The sequence below is a fragment of the Lentilactobacillus sp. TOM.63 genome, assembly GCF_030361045.1.
In the GTDB taxonomy this organism is placed as follows: domain Bacteria; phylum Bacillota; class Bacilli; order Lactobacillales; family Lactobacillaceae; genus Lentilactobacillus; species Lentilactobacillus dabitei.
The window spans coordinates 1-17,058 of sequence record NZ_JAUCAP010000026.1 but is presented as its reverse complement, the minus strand read 5'-3'; the positions used below and the strand labels follow the sequence as shown (position 1 = coordinate 17,058).

Annotated in this window: 16 protein-coding genes; 3 read left to right on the top strand and 13 right to left on the bottom strand. The window is 42.9% G+C overall.

All coding sequences use genetic code 11. From position 1 onward, the window contains the following. Positions 1 to 8: 8 nt before the first annotated feature. The 5 genes from QUF07_RS06820 to QUF07_RS06800 all read right to left on the bottom strand — a co-directional run bounded on the left by QUF07_RS06820 (position 9) and on the right by QUF07_RS06800 (position 4,616). A complete protein-coding gene (locus QUF07_RS06820; protein WP_289427056.1) occupies positions 9 to 2,168 on the bottom strand; it encodes a penicillin-binding transpeptidase domain-containing protein in 2,160 nt (719 codons plus the stop codon). Further along, positions 2,165 to 2,551 carry a cell division protein FtsL gene (ftsL, locus tag QUF07_RS06815; RefSeq protein WP_217161696.1) on the bottom strand — a complete coding sequence of 129 codons (387 nt, stop codon included), beginning with the start codon at positions 2,549 to 2,551 and terminating at the stop codon, positions 2,165 to 2,167. The genes QUF07_RS06820 and ftsL overlap by 4 nt, the downstream gene beginning before the upstream one ends. Positions 2,552 to 2,573: 22 nt before the next feature. Beyond that, positions 2,574 to 3,521 carry a 16S rRNA (cytosine(1402)-N(4))-methyltransferase RsmH gene (rsmH, locus tag QUF07_RS06810; RefSeq protein WP_217161698.1) on the bottom strand — a complete coding sequence of 316 codons (948 nt, stop codon included), beginning with the start codon at positions 3,519 to 3,521 and terminating at the stop codon, positions 2,574 to 2,576. Positions 3,522 to 3,560: 39 nt separating this feature from the next. Next, positions 3,561 to 3,986, bottom strand: coding sequence for a division/cell wall cluster transcriptional repressor MraZ (mraZ, locus tag QUF07_RS06805; RefSeq protein WP_217161701.1), 426 nt, complete (start codon positions 3,984 to 3,986; stop codon positions 3,561 to 3,563). A gap of 246 nt (positions 3,987 to 4,232) precedes the next feature. Further along, complete coding sequence (locus QUF07_RS06800; protein WP_217164243.1) at positions 4,233 to 4,616, bottom strand: DUF3397 family protein; 384 nt, start codon at positions 4,614 to 4,616, stop codon at positions 4,233 to 4,235. Positions 4,617 to 4,680: 64 nt separating this feature from the next. Between QUF07_RS06800 and QUF07_RS06795 the strand changes: the two genes are divergently transcribed. Continuing rightward, complete coding sequence (locus QUF07_RS06795; RefSeq protein WP_225427281.1) at positions 4,681 to 4,824, top strand: DUF4044 domain-containing protein; 144 nt, start codon at positions 4,681 to 4,683, stop codon at positions 4,822 to 4,824. Positions 4,825 to 5,010: 186 nt separating this feature from the next. Here the strand turns inward: QUF07_RS06795 and QUF07_RS06790 are convergent, their stop codons facing one another. The 6 genes from QUF07_RS06790 to yjbM all read right to left on the bottom strand — a co-directional run bounded on the left by QUF07_RS06790 (position 5,011) and on the right by yjbM (position 11,183). Further along, on the bottom strand, positions 5,011 to 7,323 hold the full coding sequence (locus tag QUF07_RS06790) for a DNA translocase FtsK (protein ID WP_289427055.1): 2,313 nt from the start codon (positions 7,321 to 7,323) through the stop codon (positions 5,011 to 5,013). 43 nt (positions 7,324 to 7,366) lie between these two features. Further along, positions 7,367 to 7,879, bottom strand: a complete 513-nt coding sequence (locus QUF07_RS06785; protein ID WP_217164246.1) for a tRNA (cytidine(34)-2'-O)-methyltransferase — start codon at positions 7,877 to 7,879, stop codon at positions 7,367 to 7,369. A gap of 14 nt (positions 7,880 to 7,893) precedes the next feature. Then, complete coding sequence (locus tag QUF07_RS06780; RefSeq protein ID WP_217164247.1) at positions 7,894 to 8,745, bottom strand: methyltransferase domain-containing protein; 852 nt, start codon at positions 8,743 to 8,745, stop codon at positions 7,894 to 7,896. A gap of 108 nt (positions 8,746 to 8,853) precedes the next feature. Then, positions 8,854 to 9,747 (bottom strand): RluA family pseudouridine synthase, encoded by an 894-nt coding sequence (locus QUF07_RS06775; RefSeq protein ID WP_217341614.1) that lies wholly within the window; start codon positions 9,745 to 9,747, stop codon positions 8,854 to 8,856. Next, complete coding sequence (locus QUF07_RS06770) at positions 9,740 to 10,552, bottom strand: NAD kinase (RefSeq protein WP_289427054.1); 813 nt, start codon at positions 10,550 to 10,552, stop codon at positions 9,740 to 9,742. The genes QUF07_RS06775 and QUF07_RS06770 overlap by 8 nt, the downstream gene beginning before the upstream one ends. Then, positions 10,530 to 11,183 carry a GTP diphosphokinase gene (gene yjbM, locus QUF07_RS06765; protein ID WP_056980985.1) on the bottom strand — a complete coding sequence of 218 codons (654 nt, stop codon included), beginning with the start codon at positions 11,181 to 11,183 and terminating at the stop codon, positions 10,530 to 10,532. Before yjbM ends, QUF07_RS06770 begins: the two co-directional genes overlap by 23 nt. Before the next feature lie 215 nt (positions 11,184 to 11,398). Here yjbM and QUF07_RS06760 point away from each other — a divergent pair, with 215 nt between their 5' ends. Continuing rightward, a complete protein-coding gene (locus QUF07_RS06760) occupies positions 11,399 to 12,016 on the top strand; it encodes a DsbA family protein (RefSeq protein ID WP_289427053.1) in 618 nt (205 codons plus the stop codon). Positions 12,017 to 12,156: 140 nt separating this feature from the next. Here QUF07_RS06760 and pepF read toward each other — a convergent pair whose 3' ends face one another. Together pepF and QUF07_RS06750 are read right to left on the bottom strand one after the other, a co-directional pair. Continuing rightward, positions 12,157 to 13,968 carry an oligoendopeptidase F gene (gene pepF / locus QUF07_RS06755; protein WP_289427052.1) on the bottom strand — a complete coding sequence of 604 codons (1,812 nt, stop codon included), beginning with the start codon at positions 13,966 to 13,968 and terminating at the stop codon, positions 12,157 to 12,159. Between the two features lie 45 nt (positions 13,969 to 14,013). Beyond that, on the bottom strand, positions 14,014 to 15,147 hold the full coding sequence (locus QUF07_RS06750) for a competence protein CoiA (protein ID WP_289427051.1): 1,134 nt from the start codon (positions 15,145 to 15,147) through the stop codon (positions 14,014 to 14,016). Positions 15,148 to 15,304: 157 nt separating this feature from the next. On the opposite strand from QUF07_RS06750, the gene QUF07_RS06745 reads away from it, so the two are divergent. Beyond that, complete coding sequence (locus QUF07_RS06745) at positions 15,305 to 16,834, top strand: gamma-glutamylcysteine synthetase (protein ID WP_289427050.1); 1,530 nt, start codon at positions 15,305 to 15,307, stop codon at positions 16,832 to 16,834. The last annotated feature ends 224 nt before the right edge of the window (positions 16,835 to 17,058 follow it).

Below are 17,058 nucleotides of genomic sequence, written 5' to 3'. Positions count from 1 at the left end.
TCCTTAAACTATTCAAAATTTACTTTTAGTGTTTCTTTTCCATTAATTGATTGAGAGAAATTAATGCTTTGGCTGTTAGCGTAGCCCGTTCCAGTTGACTGCAATTTCATCCCAGTCAGTTTACAGAGCTTCTGAACGTCAGCCTTACTCCAGCCAATAATTCTTGGCATCTTCCAACCACCGTTAGTCAAAATGAAGACGCGGTTTTGTTCATTAATCTTTTCACCAGCCACTGGCGATTGCTTGGTCACCGTGCTGCCACTTCCAATTGTCACAACATCGAACCCTTTCTCATTCAAAGCTCGTTTAGCTTGCACCGTTGTGTTGTATAGAACGGAAGGCATTGTCTTTTTAACCGCAGATTGCTTGGTGTTCGAGTTTTGCAAAGCTCTGGTAATCACTGGTTTAAAGATTTCTGCCAATAATTGGGTGGCAGTTTTGGTTCCAGTGAGTTGCGGTTGCTTCATCGTGATAAACATCACGTACCGCGGATTATTTGCCGGTACCATTCCAGCAACAGAGTACAAGTAGCTATCATCACCGGAAGCATAGCCCCCATATCCGTTACTAACTTGAGCTGTCCCAGTTTTAGCAGCAATTCGATAACCTTTGATTTTATAATCTTGACCAATTCCGTAACTCTTATAAACCACATCCTGCATGTGTTTACGGACCTTTTTGGCTGTTTCGGCACTGATTGGATGCCCAACGACTTTTTTGCCATACTTTTTGATCGTCTTACCATTGCCGGAATCAGTTATTTTTGAAATAAAGTACGGCTTCACCATTGTACCATTATTTGAAACAGCAGTTAATGCCTGCATCATCTGCATGGTCGTGACTTCAATCCCTTGACCAAACGACGTATCAGCCTGTTCAATTGGATAATTGAATTGAATCCGACCACTTAATTCTCCAGGTAGGCCAGAATTAGTTGACTTCAAGAAGCCAAAACGTTGAATGTACTTTTTCCAAGTCTTTGACCCCATTTGCTGTTCAAGGTGAGCCATGGCAACGTTACTTGAAAGGGCAAACCCCTTGTTGAATGTAATGTAGCCCCAACCAGCTGGATCCCAATCAGGAACAATCTTGCCGTCAATTGAATAACGACCGGATTCGTATGTTTCACTTCCGTTGAAGTGCCCGGAGTTAATCGCAGCTGAGAGTGTAAACACCTTCATCGTTGAACCAGGTTCATACGTATCAGCAGTGAGCGTGTTGGTCCAAGCCTTGTTAATCCCCTTGAGAGTCGACGCATTAAACGTCGGCCGTTGAGAAGCGGCGACGATTTTACCAGTCTTAGCGTCCATCAGGACAGCATTCATCCCCGCTGGATGAACTTGGGAGGCCACTGAATTCATTTCACTTTCAAGCAGCGTTTGAATTCGGGAATCAATGTTTGTGTAAATATTATCGCCATTTTGGACCCGTTTTTCTTTCTGCTTTCTACCTGGCAGTTTATAACCATAGACATCGTATTGGGCATCTTTATACCCATTCTTGCCGGCCAGTACTTTGTTAAAAGCCTTCTCAATTCCCATTTGGCCAACAAGATTTGTGCCACCGGTTTTTTTGTTGTTTTGAGAAGTTGCGACCCCAATCAGATTAGACGAAAAGACCCCGTTTGGATAGAGTCGGGCTTGCTGCTGGACAAAATCGATTCCGGGAAGATGTTCTGCTTCGATCTTCTTCTTGGTAATCAAGGAAATATTGGTTCCAGCACTACCGAACTCAACCTGAAAAGGTTGTTTATTTTTTGGAGATAGAATTTTCAAGGCTTTCTTCTCAGAAATTGGTAAGTATTTGGCCAAAATCCTTGCAGTCTTGTCCTTATTCACCACATAAAGTGGCTTGTCATTTAAACCGCGCTGGCTTTTATCCAAGACGGCATAGAGCGAATATGTACTTGTATCCTCTGCAATTGGGTTCCCATCAGCATCATAAATAGTCCCACGCCTAGCTTTAAGGGTCTGGGTCTGGGTATAGAGCTTTTGGGCCTGTTCGTTAAGATTAACATTCTTAACATTTTTGCCAACTGCAATAACGAGAAGCCGCGTTGATAAAAGGACGAACACGCTCACAAAAAAAAGAAGGAGAAACTTTCCCACTATCCTTCGATTCCAAGTGTCGCCCTTTTTACCTGCGGAATGGTTAGATGAACCTTTCATTTGGTAACATTCCTTATATTAGCGTTTTTAAGTGACATATTACCCTGCTTGGCAACCTTTTCTAACCGGCTGCTGCTCTGAAGCTCACCAATTTGTTGATTCAAATTCGTATTATCGTTACGTACATTGACAATTTGAGTGTCAACATGCTGGAGCTGGTGTTGAGCATTCGACAAAGCAATTTTTGACGATACAACTAATAACATTAACACAGTTAAGATGACACTGCCACTCACAATCAGTAGCTTTTCAAAAGGCGAAATTTTGAGCTTAGTGGCGACACGAACCTGTTTAGTGACAACTTCATCGGGTGTCTGTTCCGGCGACGAAACGTAAGTCTTTGGTTCTTCAGCAATATTACGAGCTAAATTATTTTGTGCCATAATTATGTATTCTTCCTTTAGTTTATTTTTTGATTCGCTCAATTATCCTTAATTTTGCACTGTGAGAACGGTGATTCTCTTCTAGCTCAGACTCACTTGGGATAATTGGCTTTCGCGTAATGCTTTTATATTTGGGCTTAATACCTTCTGGAATAATCGGTAAGTTCGGCGGTAATTCAGGCAAGGATGTCTTCTCCCGAAACATGGTCTTAACCAGCCGGTCCTCTAATGATTGGAAGGTAATCACACTAATTCGGCCACCAACAGCCAGCAGATCAATTGCCTGTTCCAACGAATCTTCCAACGCAGACAGTTCATCGTTCACCGCGATCCGAATTGCTTGAAAGACTTTCTTGGCTGGATGGCCGCCATGGCGACGAGCTGCAGCGGGGATTGCCTCCTTGATCACTTCGACCAAGTCGTCCGTCGTATCAATCGGCTGGCTCTCTCGTCTTTTTTCAATCAGTCTGGCAATTTGTTTTGAAAACCGTTCTTCGCCGTAGCGATAAAATATCCGAACTAATTTTTCATATGGCCATTCGTTCACGACTTTCCACGCATCCACTGGATTGTTTTGATCCATCCGCATATCCAGCCGGGCATTGAATCGGTAACTAAAGCCGCGACCAGCTTCATCAAATTGCGGTGAGGAAACCCCTAGGTCGTACACAATGCCGTCAATTTCTGTGACTCCGAGTTCTTGGAGGGCGGCAGTCAAATGCCTGAAATTATCATGAACTAATGTTAATTTGTTGGCAGCAATAAATTTCTTAAGGTGCTTTTCATTGTAGGCAATCGCTTCTTCGTCCTGATCAAAAGCGTAAAGATGCCCACTTGTGAGTTGTTCTAATATTTTGGTGGAATGGCCTCCACCACCCAGTGTTGCATCAACATATGTACCGGCCGGATTAATGTTCAAACCCGCGACCGCTTCATTAAGTAAAACGGTTACATGTTCAAATTTTGGCATCAGGCCGCCCCCTCATTCGCTATTAGTTTATGATGCTTGTTAAAAATCAATCATATTTTCCGCAATTTCATTAAAGTTCTTTTCAGCATCGCTACTGAAATCGTTCCAGCGGTCATCACTCCAAATTTCAAACCGATTTGAAACGCCGACGACCACACATTTTTTCTCAATCTGGGCGTATTCCCTTAATACATTGGGAATATTGATTCGCCCCTGTTTATCAAATTCGCACTCAACTGCCGCCGAGAAGAAAAACCTGGTAAAGTATCGGGCATCCTTCTTGTTGACTGGCAGATTGTCGATTTTATCCTGAATCTTTTCCCATTCAACCATTGGATAACCAAATAGGCATCCGTCCATCCCTCGGGTCACAACAAATTTGTCACCGAGGTCTTGACGAAATTTTGCGGGGATAATAATTCGTCCTTTGGCGTCAATATTATGTTGATATTCGCCCATGAACATAGAATTATCCCCCTTTTTTCAACTCGCAATCACATTCTACCACAATTCCCCACTATCAACCACAAGCCCTCTATTTTTGTAAAAATAATGTTATGTAGTGATTTAATGCTTTCAATTAAGGGCTCAATTCCTTGATCCATCAAAGATTATGACAGATGGGGACTTTTCCCCATTTTTAGTCAAAAAAAGAACAACCGCTTCGAAAAGCCGTTGTTCATCCCGATAAAAATGATTTTAAAAATTAAGTTAAAATTTTTCGATGATAATATAGAATCCCACCACAATCCAACACAAAAATAAAAGCAAATCACTAAATCGCCAGAAAAAGACAAAGAATTTTTTGTAAGTTAACGTCTCATCAGTAAAGATCTTCCATAACAGTATCATTAAGCACAGGCTGAGCCAGACGATGACCACTTCTGGAATATAGGATTCCGCAAGGCTGTTTCGGCTTATCTGATGAATGAAAACTAATAATACAGGCGGCCAAAGATCCAGTGGGGCAATTTTGATATGGGATTTAAAGGGGGCGCTTTTCTTCAGTGCCCGAATAAAACCGGCAATCAAAATTAAGATGACAAATTGAAGCAGAAACGTGATGATAGCAGTCATCCACGGATACAAGTGCATGGTCCAACCCTCCTGACTTTGACAAAACGTATTGCATTGAATCATAATGATAGTTAAACTGTTTATGGAATATATTGAGAAAGTGGTGCAAATATTGGCGCGTAAAAAGAGAACTCGATTTCAAAAGATTACATTAGTTTTTGTTTGGATTATGATTATCGCAACGATTGGTTCACTGGTTATTTCGGCAATCATGACATTTGTATAGAACGGTACTGGTCCAAAAGCCCTGAACCCATTAGCGAGTTGAACTTTTCCAAGCCACTCCTGATTTTGGCGTGTGTTTAGAGAGGCAGATTCCCAGATGATGGCTTTTCAGGGCCCGTTTTAACAGTCGAATAAGGCCGCAGGCTGGAGACAATTAAATTTGTCCCAGCCTTTTTTCTGTCTCAAGCTAAGACTGCTTCTCTTTATAAACCTGCCGCGGCCGTGACCCATCTTGGGGACCAATATAGCCCTTGTTTTGCAAATCATCGATTAACCTTGCAGCCCGGTTATATCCAATTCTAAAGTGCCGTTGCAATAATGACGTGCTGGCTTTTTGCTGGTCAACCACAAAATCCAAAGCATCTTGGAATAATTCATCTTCCGAATCGGCCTGATCTTCTTGCTTAATCTCCTCATCGCTAACCATCATCGATTCATCATAATCCGCTGATTGTTGGTCAGTAATGAACTTAACCACTTTAGCAACATCCTGATCAGGAATAAAGGCCCCCTGAACGCGAATCGGCGTATTTGAGTCGATTGGTAAGAATAGCATATCGCCACGTCCCAGCAGTTTCTCAGCCCCGTTCGTGTCGATGATTGTCCGTGAATCGATCCCGCTTGATACCGCAAACGCAATTCTTGACGGCACATTCGCTTTGATCAAGCCGGTAATTACATCAACGGATGGTCGTTGAGTTGCTAAAATCATATGGATTCCAGCAGCTCGGCCCATTTGAGCCAAACGGATAATTGCCGCTTCAACATCGTTTGAAACGGTCATCATCAAGTCGGCTAATTCATCCACAATTACCACGATATAAGGCATTGGTTGAATTTTAGTGTCATTCTCTTGATTGTTTTTGGCCACAAAATCGTTATAGGTGCTGATTTTTCGTTGCCCAAATTTTGCGAACAACTCGTAACGATTTTCCATTTCAGAAACAACTTTTTGAAGCGCTCTGGCCGCTTTCTTAGGTTCAGAAACCACTGGGCTCAGCAAGTGCGGGATGCCATTATAAACACCCAATTCAACTTTTTTGGGATCAATCAGCATCAATTTTACCTGACTGGGCTTGGCATTGAGCAAAATGCTTGTGATAATCCCGTTAATCGCAACGGATTTCCCACTTCCGGTTGAACCGGCAATCAGTAAATGCGGCATCTTGGTTAAATCAGCCGTGATCACATTCCCATTAACGTCCTTGCCAAGTGGTACCTGCAGCAGATGCCCATGATTATCTGGTTGGTGTTCGACTACGTCCCGAAAGGAAACTGTGGCAATTTTCTTATTTGGCACTTCAATTCCAATGAGTGACTTACCGGGAATCGGGGCTTCAATTCGGATATCTTTGGCCGCCAGAGCCAAGGCAATATCATCCGATAAATTCACAATACGGCTCACTTTAACCCCGATGTCTGGGTGCAATTCATATTTGGTGACAGACGGGCCTAAACTAACATGCTTAATTTCTGCTTTCACACCGAAACTGTCCAAAGTCTTTTGGAGCACCTTGGCATTATGATCAATTGACTTAAGCTCACTTGATTGATCGCCTTGGGGAATTTCTGTCAGCAACTCTTTTGTTGGCAGCTTATACGAATCATCCTCTTGAACATCGACCAAGTCAGTATCAGACTTTGGTTCAACCTCATCCTTTTCAGGCACTTTGGAGGATTGGCCTTCCGGATCAGGCATCGTTTGTTTTGAAACCGGCATCCCAGAAATGGTAATGGCAGAAGTCGAGAACTTTTTGAGTTCAGCCTGATCAGACTCAGTCAGACCCTTTTCGGCATCCGTCGGCTTAACATCCATTTGTTCAGTAGAAGCGGGTTGTTGTTTAGCCGGTTTGGCCTGCATTGCCCTTACTTTACCTGCCACGGTCGAAACAGCGTCCTTGCAAACGAGCAGTCCCTTATGCAGGCCAACAAATAATTTACCAAACGAAATGTCAAATAAAACAAAGATACCAGAAAGGGCAATCAAACTCGCAATGATGCCAGTTCCAATTTTGCCCAAAAGAATATGGCAAACATCAAAAATGCAAGTGGCGATGATACCACCGCCAATATTGGAAGTAGTATTAGCAGAAGCCATGTCATCGGTTAATTTTCCCCAGTTGGCGGTGATGAAATTAACTGGCTGGGCCGTTTGGATATATTCAACCAAAGTCAGCCACAGCAAGATTCCAATGACCAACAGCATCGTCCCGATCCAATATCGAGGCTTAATCTTTGGTAACTTCGAAAAGCCAGCCAGCCAAAATCCGGCAGCAATCATCCCAATGAGCCCAACAGGATACAAGCTGCCAATCAAGATCCGGACCAAATTAATGACCAAGACACCAACAATTCCCGCATGAAACAGGCCCAACAATGCCAGAATTGCCATTACCGCCCCACAGAGATTGCTTGAATACTTAGCTAAAAAGCCCTGCTGCTTGGTACTGGTCTTTCGCGGTTTGCTAGTTGTTTTCCGACGTGTTCGTTTTGTCGCCATACGTGGCATTCCTCCCTTCTTCAAGAATGACTGGTGCTTGCCTTTATTTTAACTTGTCATGTTCATACTTGTGAGTCCGTTCAAGGTGATTAAACTCTTGTTGCCGCAACACTTCATAAATGACGATGGCACAGGTGTTTGAGAGATTAAGTGCCCGAATATGGTCATCATCTTGAGGGATGCGAATCGCCTTTTCAGGATTCTGACGCATGAATGGTTCCGGTAGGCCCGTGGTTTCTTTGCCAAACAACAGGTAATAATCTTGACTGGAATCGGAATAATCAGGATCGGTATAATCCTGGTTTGCAAATTTAGAAACCAAAAACAGGTTTTTAGGATCCTTGACGGTCGCCAAAAATGCCGGTAAATTCTCGTGATAATTGATTTGAACTTTATTCCAGTAATCCAATCCAGCTCGCTTCAGGTGCTTGTCATCAATGCTAAACCCGAGTGGTTCAATTAAATCTAAAACGGTGTCCGTCCCTGCACAGGTCCGGGCAATATTACCGGTGTTGGCCGGCATTAATGGTTCAAATAATACAATGTGATTTGTCATGTTGTCCTCCGAAATTAATTAAATTGCTGAGTTAAAATTGAAACATCAACCGTCACTGACTTCATATTTTCGACTAATCGGGCTGCATCCGTATTCTGATTTTTCCCCCAATGAAGTGGGGTCATGATCATCAGTGAGCGCTGCAACCCGGCTGGAATCTGAAAGGAATAACGCAACTGGTGCACGGTGGCGTCAGGATAATGTTCGAAAAAGAGATCGTAAACTTTTTGATTCGAATATGAACTGTTGGGCTGATCCGCGCCAAATAGCAATTCCCGCAATTCATGAAGGTAGTGACTGTTGGGGATAATCTTAATCAATTGCCCACCTGGTTTGATTACCCGATTAAACTCATCGTACGCCGAGGGTGAAAATAAGTCGATCACCATGCTGAAGGCATCGTCATTAAACGGCAAGTGAGCCAAATCTGCAACACAAAAAAATGCATCCGCCCCATGTTGGGTCGCTAAGTTAATCCCATCTTTTGAGATGTCAAAGCCAACTGCCACATCCTGAGCCTGACGTAACTTCATCAGCTTAGCCAATGGGGTCCCTTCCCCGCAGCCAACGTCTAAAATGGTTTCAGGAGAGCTGTCCAGTCGCTCATAAATTGCTTTGATAATTGGGTCAAACAACCCTGCTCGAAGGATCCGATTGCGGGCAGTCAACATCTCAGAATCGTATTCATTATTGGAATGATGTGTGAGAAAATACAGGGTGCCCTTTTTAGAAATATCAAAGCCATGACCATTTGGACATTGCAAAGTCGTGCCTTCAACCTGCTGGAATGGTTGGTCGCAAATTGGGCAGCGAAAGATGTTGATATTTTGGGTGACAAATTGTGTTCCGAATTCGATTTTTTTCACGCGAAGGCCCTCTCCTAAACCAGTTAATTATATCACAAACAGCAAACTAAGAGCCCCCACCTCACGATTCAACAAAATGACGGTGGAAGCTCAATTTTTTATTTGTAATTAAAATCGATTTAACGTAATAAAACTTTTCATATCACCAGGAAGCGATGATGTACAACTAATTTGGCGATCATTGAATGGATCATAAAATTCCAAGTGGTAGCAGTGCAATGCTTGGCGAGCCATTGAATGATCATCTGGGTTGTAAAGCCAGTCACCAATTAATGGGTGGCCTAGCGCACCTAAGTGTACCCGAATCTGATGGGTTCTACCCGTGTGCAACTGAAGCCGGACCAAAGTTTGCTTGGGCATCCGATCCACGACCCATCCCTCAGTAATCGACATCTTACCGGAGTCGACAACTTGTCGTTTGACAAACGAGGCTTCATCACGACCAATTGGCAGGTAAATTTCAAAATGGTTGGGAGAAATTTTACCAGCTGCAATTGCCAAATAAGCTTTCTGAATAGTTCGATCTTTCAACTGCTTATCTAAAACCGAATGAGCAAAATGGTGCTTGGCAAAAATCACCAAGCCGCTGGTGTCTTTATCCAAGCGGGTCACAATGTGAATTTTCTGGTTGGCGTACCCTTTTCGTTGGTAATAACCCTTCACGCGGTTCACTAACGTATCTTGCACATAACCATGCGATGGGACTGAAGCAACGCCGGCCGGCTTATCAACCACGAGAAAATTAGGGTCTTCATGGACAATCCTGATCGGCACCTGCGAGGTGTTGACGTGATCGTTTTCAGGCTCTGGCGGTAAAATAACCGTCACCACATCGTTCTTGGCCAACATTCGGTTCACCAGCGATGCTTGGCCATTAACCAAAGTTTGACCGCCATGATACTTGATCTTCTTGAGTAAGGTTCGCGTAATCCCATACCCCATGATGAACGTCCGAACTTTAATTGGGCTATCCCCTTGATATTGCCAAGTAAACTCAGTCATCGGCTTTTGCCCGACCAATGAAGGAGTTGCTGACCCGTCGCCAAAATTGGGTGTGCCGATACTGAGCAAACGCAATTCGCCGCTTGGAAATTCGGTATTCGATTGAGGCAATCGGTTCAGTGGAAATCACCTGATGATCACATGTCAAAATTGTTTGGCCCGAAGACTTCAAAACAACCTTAATCCACTCATCAGGAGCAATAATCAGCGGTGATCCCAATGTTCGAAAGACCCGGTTATTGATCGAAGAAATTTCAGCCACCTGAATGGCGTTGAGGAGTGGGTTAATAATCGCTCCGCCGACTGATTTATTATAAGCGGTTGAGCCGCTGGGCGTTGAAACACACAGGCCATCCCCCCGAAAACTCTCGAACAATTGATTTTTAATATAGAGATCAGCCACCATAGTCCCGTTAATCTGCTTAAGCGTCGATTCATTCAAGGCCAAGCCGACATCGGCAAGCCCGCCAGTCACGTAATTCACGCGAATATCAAGCAACGGATAGGTCACACCTTGACCGTTGTCATGCTCCAAACTATCAACCAATTCGCTGACTTCATAATCCCGCCAGTCGGTATAAAAACCTAGATGCCCGGTATGAATGCCGACCATTCGGATCCGGTCGCTGATATCTTGATAATGGTGAAAGGCGGACAATAAAGTCCCATCCCCGCCAACGGAAATCACCATTTCGGGGTTCAAGCCATCCACACTCAGTGACTGAGACTGGTCAATTTCTTGTTTTAAGGAGGTTGCCACGTTGTTCGACGACTCTCCGAGATTACTGTAAATCGCTATTTTCATCTGAAGACTTCCTCAATTTGCCGCCTGATGACTTGTTATTGGTTTCTTGAAGCTCATCTCGAATTTCAGACATCTCTTCATCCAATTTAAACGCAGCCTCTGCGGAGCGCTTTAAACGAACTTTCAAGTCATCTGGAAATTCGCCTTGGTATTTGTAATTCAGTGAATGCTCGACAGTTGCCCAGAAGTTCATCGCCAAAGTTCTGACTTGAATTTCAGCTAAAATCACTTTTTCGCCTGACAACATCTGAACCGGGTATTCAAAAATGATGTGGTAAGAACGATAACCACTTGGCTTTTTATTGTGGACATAGTCACGTTCTTCTAGAATATTAATGTCGGTCCGTTTTCTCAACAAATCAACAACTTGATAGATATCTTCAACAAACTGGCACATAATCCGCAGGCCAGCAATATCTTCCATATCTTCTTCCAAACGATTCTCCGAAATATGGCGTCTGACCATTTTTTCTTTAATACTATCAACGGGTTTAACCCGCCCAGTCACAAACTCAATTGGACTGCGCCCATCAATTTTTAAGAACTGCGCTCTAATTCCACGCAGTTTTACTTTCAACTCATCTACAGCTTGTTTGTAAGGTATCAAAAAATTATCCCAATTTTCAACCAAGCTAACACTTCCATTCTATCATGCTCGAGTGAGCACCTTATCCAGTTAAAATCAAACTGAAGTTAATTTTACCATACTTCCACCCCCTTTCCAAAGATTCTAACGTGTCTTTGTGAGCAAATATGTTGTTTTTACTTGAAAATTTGGTATTCTTAGTTAAGTAAATAATTAGTATATTACTTAAAATTGTCGGTTAAAAACTGGAGGGCAATATTGTGTTAGAGATATATTTATTTATTGATCCGCTAAATCGACATTGTTATGACGCCGAAAAAGTAATCAATAAAATTTCGCAACAGCTTAAATCAAATGTCTCGGTGAGATTCTTATCGATGTTAAACCTCAAGATTCTACACGACCTGACATCCAAACATGATCCCAACGTGCTTGATCACGATCTGCCTTTTAAAATGATTTTGGATACCAAGGCTGCTTCATTTCAAGGCAAACGTTACGGTCGGGAATTTTTAATGGATCTCCAACATGAGATTCTTGATAATTCAGCCGACTATTGTGACGATTTGGCTTTAGAATTAGCGGAAAAAAATGGTCTGGATTGTGATATGTTTCGCGAAGACCGCCGTTCAAGCTTAGCTGAGAAAATGTTCCGTTCCGATCAGCGAGTGGCCAACGAAATGTCCGTCAAGACACCATCAAGTACGGTGCTGTTTAACTCGGCTGTTGATAACAATGGTCTCTTAATTAAAGATTATGACTATAATTCATTGTATAATTTCTGTTCCCGCAGTATCAGCTCCGCAAAGCACTTCGAAGAACTTGCAAAACCAGCGCACTCGGATGCAACGGTCGTGCAGTTTGTGAGCTTAAGATAACGATGCAGTGACCACCAAGTTGCCGCAATTACATAAAGGCCTACCATCAGTCATCCTCATTTTGAGTGACTGACGGTAGGCCTTTATTATGAGTAATCGCTGTTTCGGCTTCGTCTAAGCGGTGCTAATGACACCTCACCTTATTTCATTGTCAACTTCTCAAACTGATCCAATCTCTGCTCAAAAATTTCAAACGCATGTTCAAGATAATCTGGCTTCGTCATATCCACGCCTGCCTTCTTCATCACGTTGGTTGGGATATCCGAACTCCCAGATTTTAGGAAGTTCAAATATTTTTCAACGCTATCTTTGGTGCCATGAACGATGCCATCGGCTAACGTTGAAGCTGCCGCGAATCCTGTCGCATACTGATAAACATAAAAGTTGTAATAGAAATGCGGAATCCGTGACCATTCCAAACCGATTTCATCGTCCGAAATAACCGCATCCCCATAATATTTATGATTCAAGTCCCGATAATAGTTATCCATGAAGTCAGCCGTTAGTGGTTGGCCTTTGGCATCCTGTTCGTGAATATATTGTTCAAACTCCGCAAATTGGGTCTGCCGAAAGACCGTTCCCTTGAAGCCATCAAGATAATAGTTCAGGACAATCTTCTTCATTTCCGGGTCATCTTTAAATTGATCCAGCAAATAATCCGTCAAAATATTTTCATTGGTCGTTGAGGCAATCTCAGCCACAAAAATCGAATAGTCCCCATACTGGTAAGGCTGATTGTGAGCGGAATAGTAACTGTGCATACTATGGCCGGTTTCATGAATCAACGTATACAAATTATCCAGATTATCCTTCCAATTCAATAAAATGAACGGGTTGGTATCGTATGTGCCAGAGGAATAACCACCAGATCGTTTGAACTGATTTTCAACCACATCAATCCAGCGATGATCAAATTCTTCCCTCACATGGCTCACATAATCCGGTCCCATCACCTGCAGTGCATCCAAAGCAATCTCTTTGGAGCGGTCAAACGTGTACTTGGGTGACTTCTTGCCCACCAATGAGGTATACAGATCATACATATGCAAGTCATCTAAATCCAGAATCCGTTTGCGTAACACTATGTAGCGATGCAGCAAGTCCAAATGGTTATTCACCACGTCAATCAGATTTTGATAGACGTTGGTTGACACTTCATTGGCAGCCAGCGCAGCTTCGAGAGCACTGCTGTATTTTCGTACTTGGGCCTTGAAGTTATGGTTCTTAACGTTTGTGGTCAAAGTTGCAGCCAGCGTGTGCTGAAATTGACCATAAACCTCGTACAATTTTTTAAAGGCCTGCTTGCGAACATCTTGACTGGTTGATTCCAAGAGAATGCCATAAACGCCTTGGGATAACTGAACCTGATTGCCATTATCATCCGTCACAACGGGGAACGGCAAATCAGTATTATCAAGAATGCCAAACGTTTTTTCACCAGCCGAAAAAATATCGCTGGCACCGGCGAGGACTTTCTCCACATCGTTACTCAAAATGTGACCACGTTTTTCAAAAGTCTGGTCAAATAAACGCTTATAATCGATTAATTTTGGTTCCTGATCATAATACTGTTTCATCGTACTTTCAGATAACGTCAATAATTCAGGATCGAACCATGAAACCGCTGCGCCAAATTTAGCGACCATTGATTCAACCCGTGAAAACATTGCTTGGTATTTGGTTTCACTGGTATCTTGATCATTTTTCAGCTGGGCATAGACATACACCTTTTCCAACTTTCGGTTCAAATCCAGATAAAAACTAGTCGCCTTCAATAGCGCGTCAGCACCATTTTCAAGGCTTCCAGCAAGTTGCGCAATCACTGGTAATTGGTCTTGAACGGCTGAAAAGTCTTTTTCAAAATCAGCATCCGTTTTGTAAACAGTGGTTAAGTCCCAAGTTAATTTCTCTGGGACATCTTTTCTGAGAGGTAATTTTTGCGTATTAGCCATGTGATCCTTTCACTCTCCTTTAAACATTCGATTATTTCAAGGTTATCACATTAAATGGCCGCTCGTCATGATAAAGCGCCGTTTTTGGTCATATCCAGAGAACCATTCGGGCTGACGGACAATTTTAATCCCATCAATCGTATGCCGGACATACCCTTGTGTCCGTAATGCAATAATAAAATTAGTGAATTCAATTTGAAAAAAGCGGACGTAATTATCCACTTGGGCCATTTGGCGGCCAAATAATTTTACTGACTGGACAAATAGGTCATTCAACTGATCATTGGAGACGTCAGATTGCCCCGATTCAAACAATTGTAATACCAGCCACACTTTCCAACAGAGAATCGTTCGCTTAAAAAGTGGCACCCCCATCCCCTGCTTGCTGTGGCAAATCATCGGGCAGCCGACAAATATTCGGCCACTTTCATAACACTTTGTCACCATATCCCGGTAAGTATTGTTTTTGAGCACAATACTTTGTTGAATCCGTTTCAATTGATTTAACAGGGATGTTCGATTCTTATTGAGTGAAATTGCGGGTGTTGCCGGTTGTTGGTAACTCTGCACGAATTTCAAAATTGCAGCCAGCGTCGAAAAGTTTCGGGCCTGACTCACAATTTTACCTGCCAATTCACGCAACTGAAAATATAACCAGAACTGATTATTGGCAACGGAATAAAATATGATGTAAAAGCCTAATTGCGGGTGGAACCTGGCAAACTTGGCAACCGCCTCTGAACGTAATATTCCAGTTCGCCGGCGATCGCCAAGAATCCAAATCACATCATAGCCGAGGGACCGGTAATTCCGGGTCCGCCGGGCGATTTCCGAAAACGAAATTGGACTGCATTGGTACTCGAGCACTAATTGATCGTTCGGTAAAAAAACATCTGCGCGCTGTTCAATCGACATCATGGTTGCCTCAATTTCAACCAGATGCCCTATTGCTTCGACCTGCTGCTTAAACATCAACTTCCCTTTCAAATGTGTCTGACTTTCATTCTCACTAAAGCCAACGCAGTCTAGCTTGGATTTATGGCTAAAGTGGGGAATTCGATATTGTCCATGCTTATAAATCACTGGTTGTCGGCAACACGGGCAGATAAGGTCCCCTTGATCATAATTGCCAACCGAAGTTGCTGACACCAATTGATTATGACTCATTGCTACTATCATTTCATCACCTTCTATGATTTAAATACGGAAAGCAAGTCGCAGATCTCGAAAAAGTTTACGAAATCGCGAAGATTTAAGCGAATTGGTGTCTAGCACTACCATTTGAGTCAAACTTGGTTATAATTATGAGTAAATTAATCTGGTTGGGAGACTAATGATGCTTAAAAATTTACTCGCATACATTAAAGAAGAGGGCGTCGCCGAGCAACTTTATCATAGTTTGGTTGGCGTCGAAGTTGAGGAACACCGAATTGACAGCAAAGGAAAGTTAAGCCAACTGCCTTACCCCGACAATCTGGGGTCCAGAAAGTACCATCCCTACCTGCAGTCCGACTTCTCGGAATCAATGAACGAACTGATTACCGATCCAAATCCCAATATCGGCGGTGTTCTCAACCAACTTGACACGTTACAAACAGTTCTTTATCGATCAATCGCCGATGAGGAATACATTTGGCCATTAAGTATGCCACCTGCCTTGACCAGTGAGGACACTGATTTTATCAAAGCTCACTTTGGCCGCCCAGCCTATCAAAAATATCGTGATTATCTCACAGAAAAATATGGGGTTTCCCACAAGATTGTCACAGGCGTTCACGTTAATTTTAGTATCTCGGAACCCGTCGTCAATCGTCTCTACACCCATTACGAAGACCAATTTAAAAGTTTGGTCGAATTTAAAAATGCTTTGTATTTACAATTAGCTCAAAACATTGTGCTTCATCGCTGGCTGATTACATACCTGTTTGGAGCAAGCCCAATTACCGAAAAAGGCTATCTAAACGATGTCGTGCCAACGTTGGTGGATCACCCTGTCCGGAGCATTCGAAACAGCATTTACGGCTATGTGAATAATCCGGAAGATCACGTCGACACAACCATGTATTCCAGCCTCAACCATTACATTGATACCATCACCAAAGCCGTTGATGATGGCCGTCTATACTCGCCGATGGAATTTTACGGGCCGGTTCGCTTTCGGGGGCAAGGCAACTTAAAGGATTATCGGACAAAAGGTGTTTCTTACCTTGAACTACGGATCCTTGACAATACTCCCTTCACGCCCAACGGTATCAGCCGCCATGCAATGTATTTTCTCAAATTTTTCTTGATGTATATGCTAGTGACGCCGGTTGACCCGACTAACCTGAAACAAGATCTTGCCCAGTCATTTGATGATAATAATCAAGTTGCCCTGGAAGCGCCTGACCAACCAACTTTCAAAATGGCTGAAGGCATCAAAATATTTGATGAGCTACTTGCCATGGCTAAATCTTTGCACGCCCACTCTGAACAATTACAGGCATTGGATGATTTCAGTGAAGTGATTACCCACCCGGAACTCACGGCGTCAGCAATGCTCCTGCCCCATATTAAGGACCATAGTTTAATGGCATTTGGTGTGAACATCGCGAAGAAATGGAAAGCTTTGCGGCTGAACAATCCCACGCTGTTACCTGCCATGGCCAATCTAACCGTAGCCACTCAACGTTTAATCTTTCATGCCATTCGCTTGGGGATCAGATACTACATGGTCCGAGATGAAGATGGCGAAGAACTATTAATGTTGACATACGATAACGTCACCCAAGTGGTTTATTCTAACAAAATTGGTGACCAAGATCCGGTGAAATATTTATACGACTTATTCCCGGAAATTGAAAAAGTGGCATTTGAAGCAAAGTAATCGATAAGATTGGGACGAAAGGCGATTTGATCCCAGAAAATGACCGAGGCCGAGACATCTATTAAATTTCAATTGATGATCATTCATTTAGATCACCCTAGCCACTTGGATAAAAGCTGCGCCAAACGGCTGATCCCGGCCATTTAACGGTTCTACAATATCTGTTGTTGGTAATAGATTTTATCTATTACTGATGACAGATTTTTTGTTTCTCGTTAGAATAA

What these genes read in the sequence shown, in the direction of transcription:
- QUF07_RS06820 (WP_289427056.1), bottom strand. Translation starts at nt 2,168, where the DNA reads ATGAAAGGTTCATCTAACCATTCCGCAGGTAAAAAGGGCGACACTTGG.
- ftsL (WP_217161696.1), bottom strand. Translation starts at nt 2,551, where the DNA reads ATGGCACAAAATAATTTAGCTCGTAATATTGCTGAAGAACCAAAGACT.
- rsmH (WP_217161698.1), bottom strand. Translation starts at nt 3,521, where the DNA reads ATGCCAAAATTTGAACATGTAACCGTTTTACTTAATGAAGCGGTCGCG.
- mraZ (WP_217161701.1), bottom strand. Translation starts at nt 3,986, where the DNA reads ATGTTCATGGGCGAATATCAACATAATATTGACGCCAAAGGACGAATT.
- QUF07_RS06800 (WP_217164243.1), bottom strand. Translation starts at nt 4,616, where the DNA reads ATGCACTTGTATCCGTGGATGACTGCTATCATCACGTTTCTGCTTCAA.
- QUF07_RS06795 (WP_225427281.1), top strand. Translation starts at nt 4,681, where the DNA reads ATGGAATATATTGAGAAAGTGGTGCAAATATTGGCGCGTAAAAAGAGA.
- QUF07_RS06790 (WP_289427055.1), bottom strand. Translation starts at nt 7,323, where the DNA reads ATGGCGACAAAACGAACACGTCGGAAAACAACTAGCAAACCGCGAAAG.
- QUF07_RS06785 (WP_217164246.1), bottom strand. Translation starts at nt 7,879, where the DNA reads ATGACAAATCACATTGTATTATTTGAACCATTAATGCCGGCCAACACC.
- QUF07_RS06775 (WP_217341614.1), bottom strand. Translation starts at nt 9,747, where the DNA reads ATGACTGAGTTTACTTGGCAATATCAAGGGGATAGCCCAATTAAAGTT.
- QUF07_RS06770 (WP_289427054.1), bottom strand. Translation starts at nt 10,552, where the DNA reads ATGAAAATAGCGATTTACAGTAATCTCGGAGAGTCGTCGAACAACGTG.
- pepF (WP_289427052.1), bottom strand. Translation starts at nt 13,968, where the DNA reads ATGGCTAATACGCAAAAATTACCTCTCAGAAAAGATGTCCCAGAGAAA.
- QUF07_RS06750 (WP_289427051.1), bottom strand. Translation starts at nt 15,147, where the DNA reads ATGATAGTAGCAATGAGTCATAATCAATTGGTGTCAGCAACTTCGGTT.
- QUF07_RS06745 (WP_289427050.1), top strand. Translation starts at nt 15,305, where the DNA reads ATGCTTAAAAATTTACTCGCATACATTAAAGAAGAGGGCGTCGCCGAG.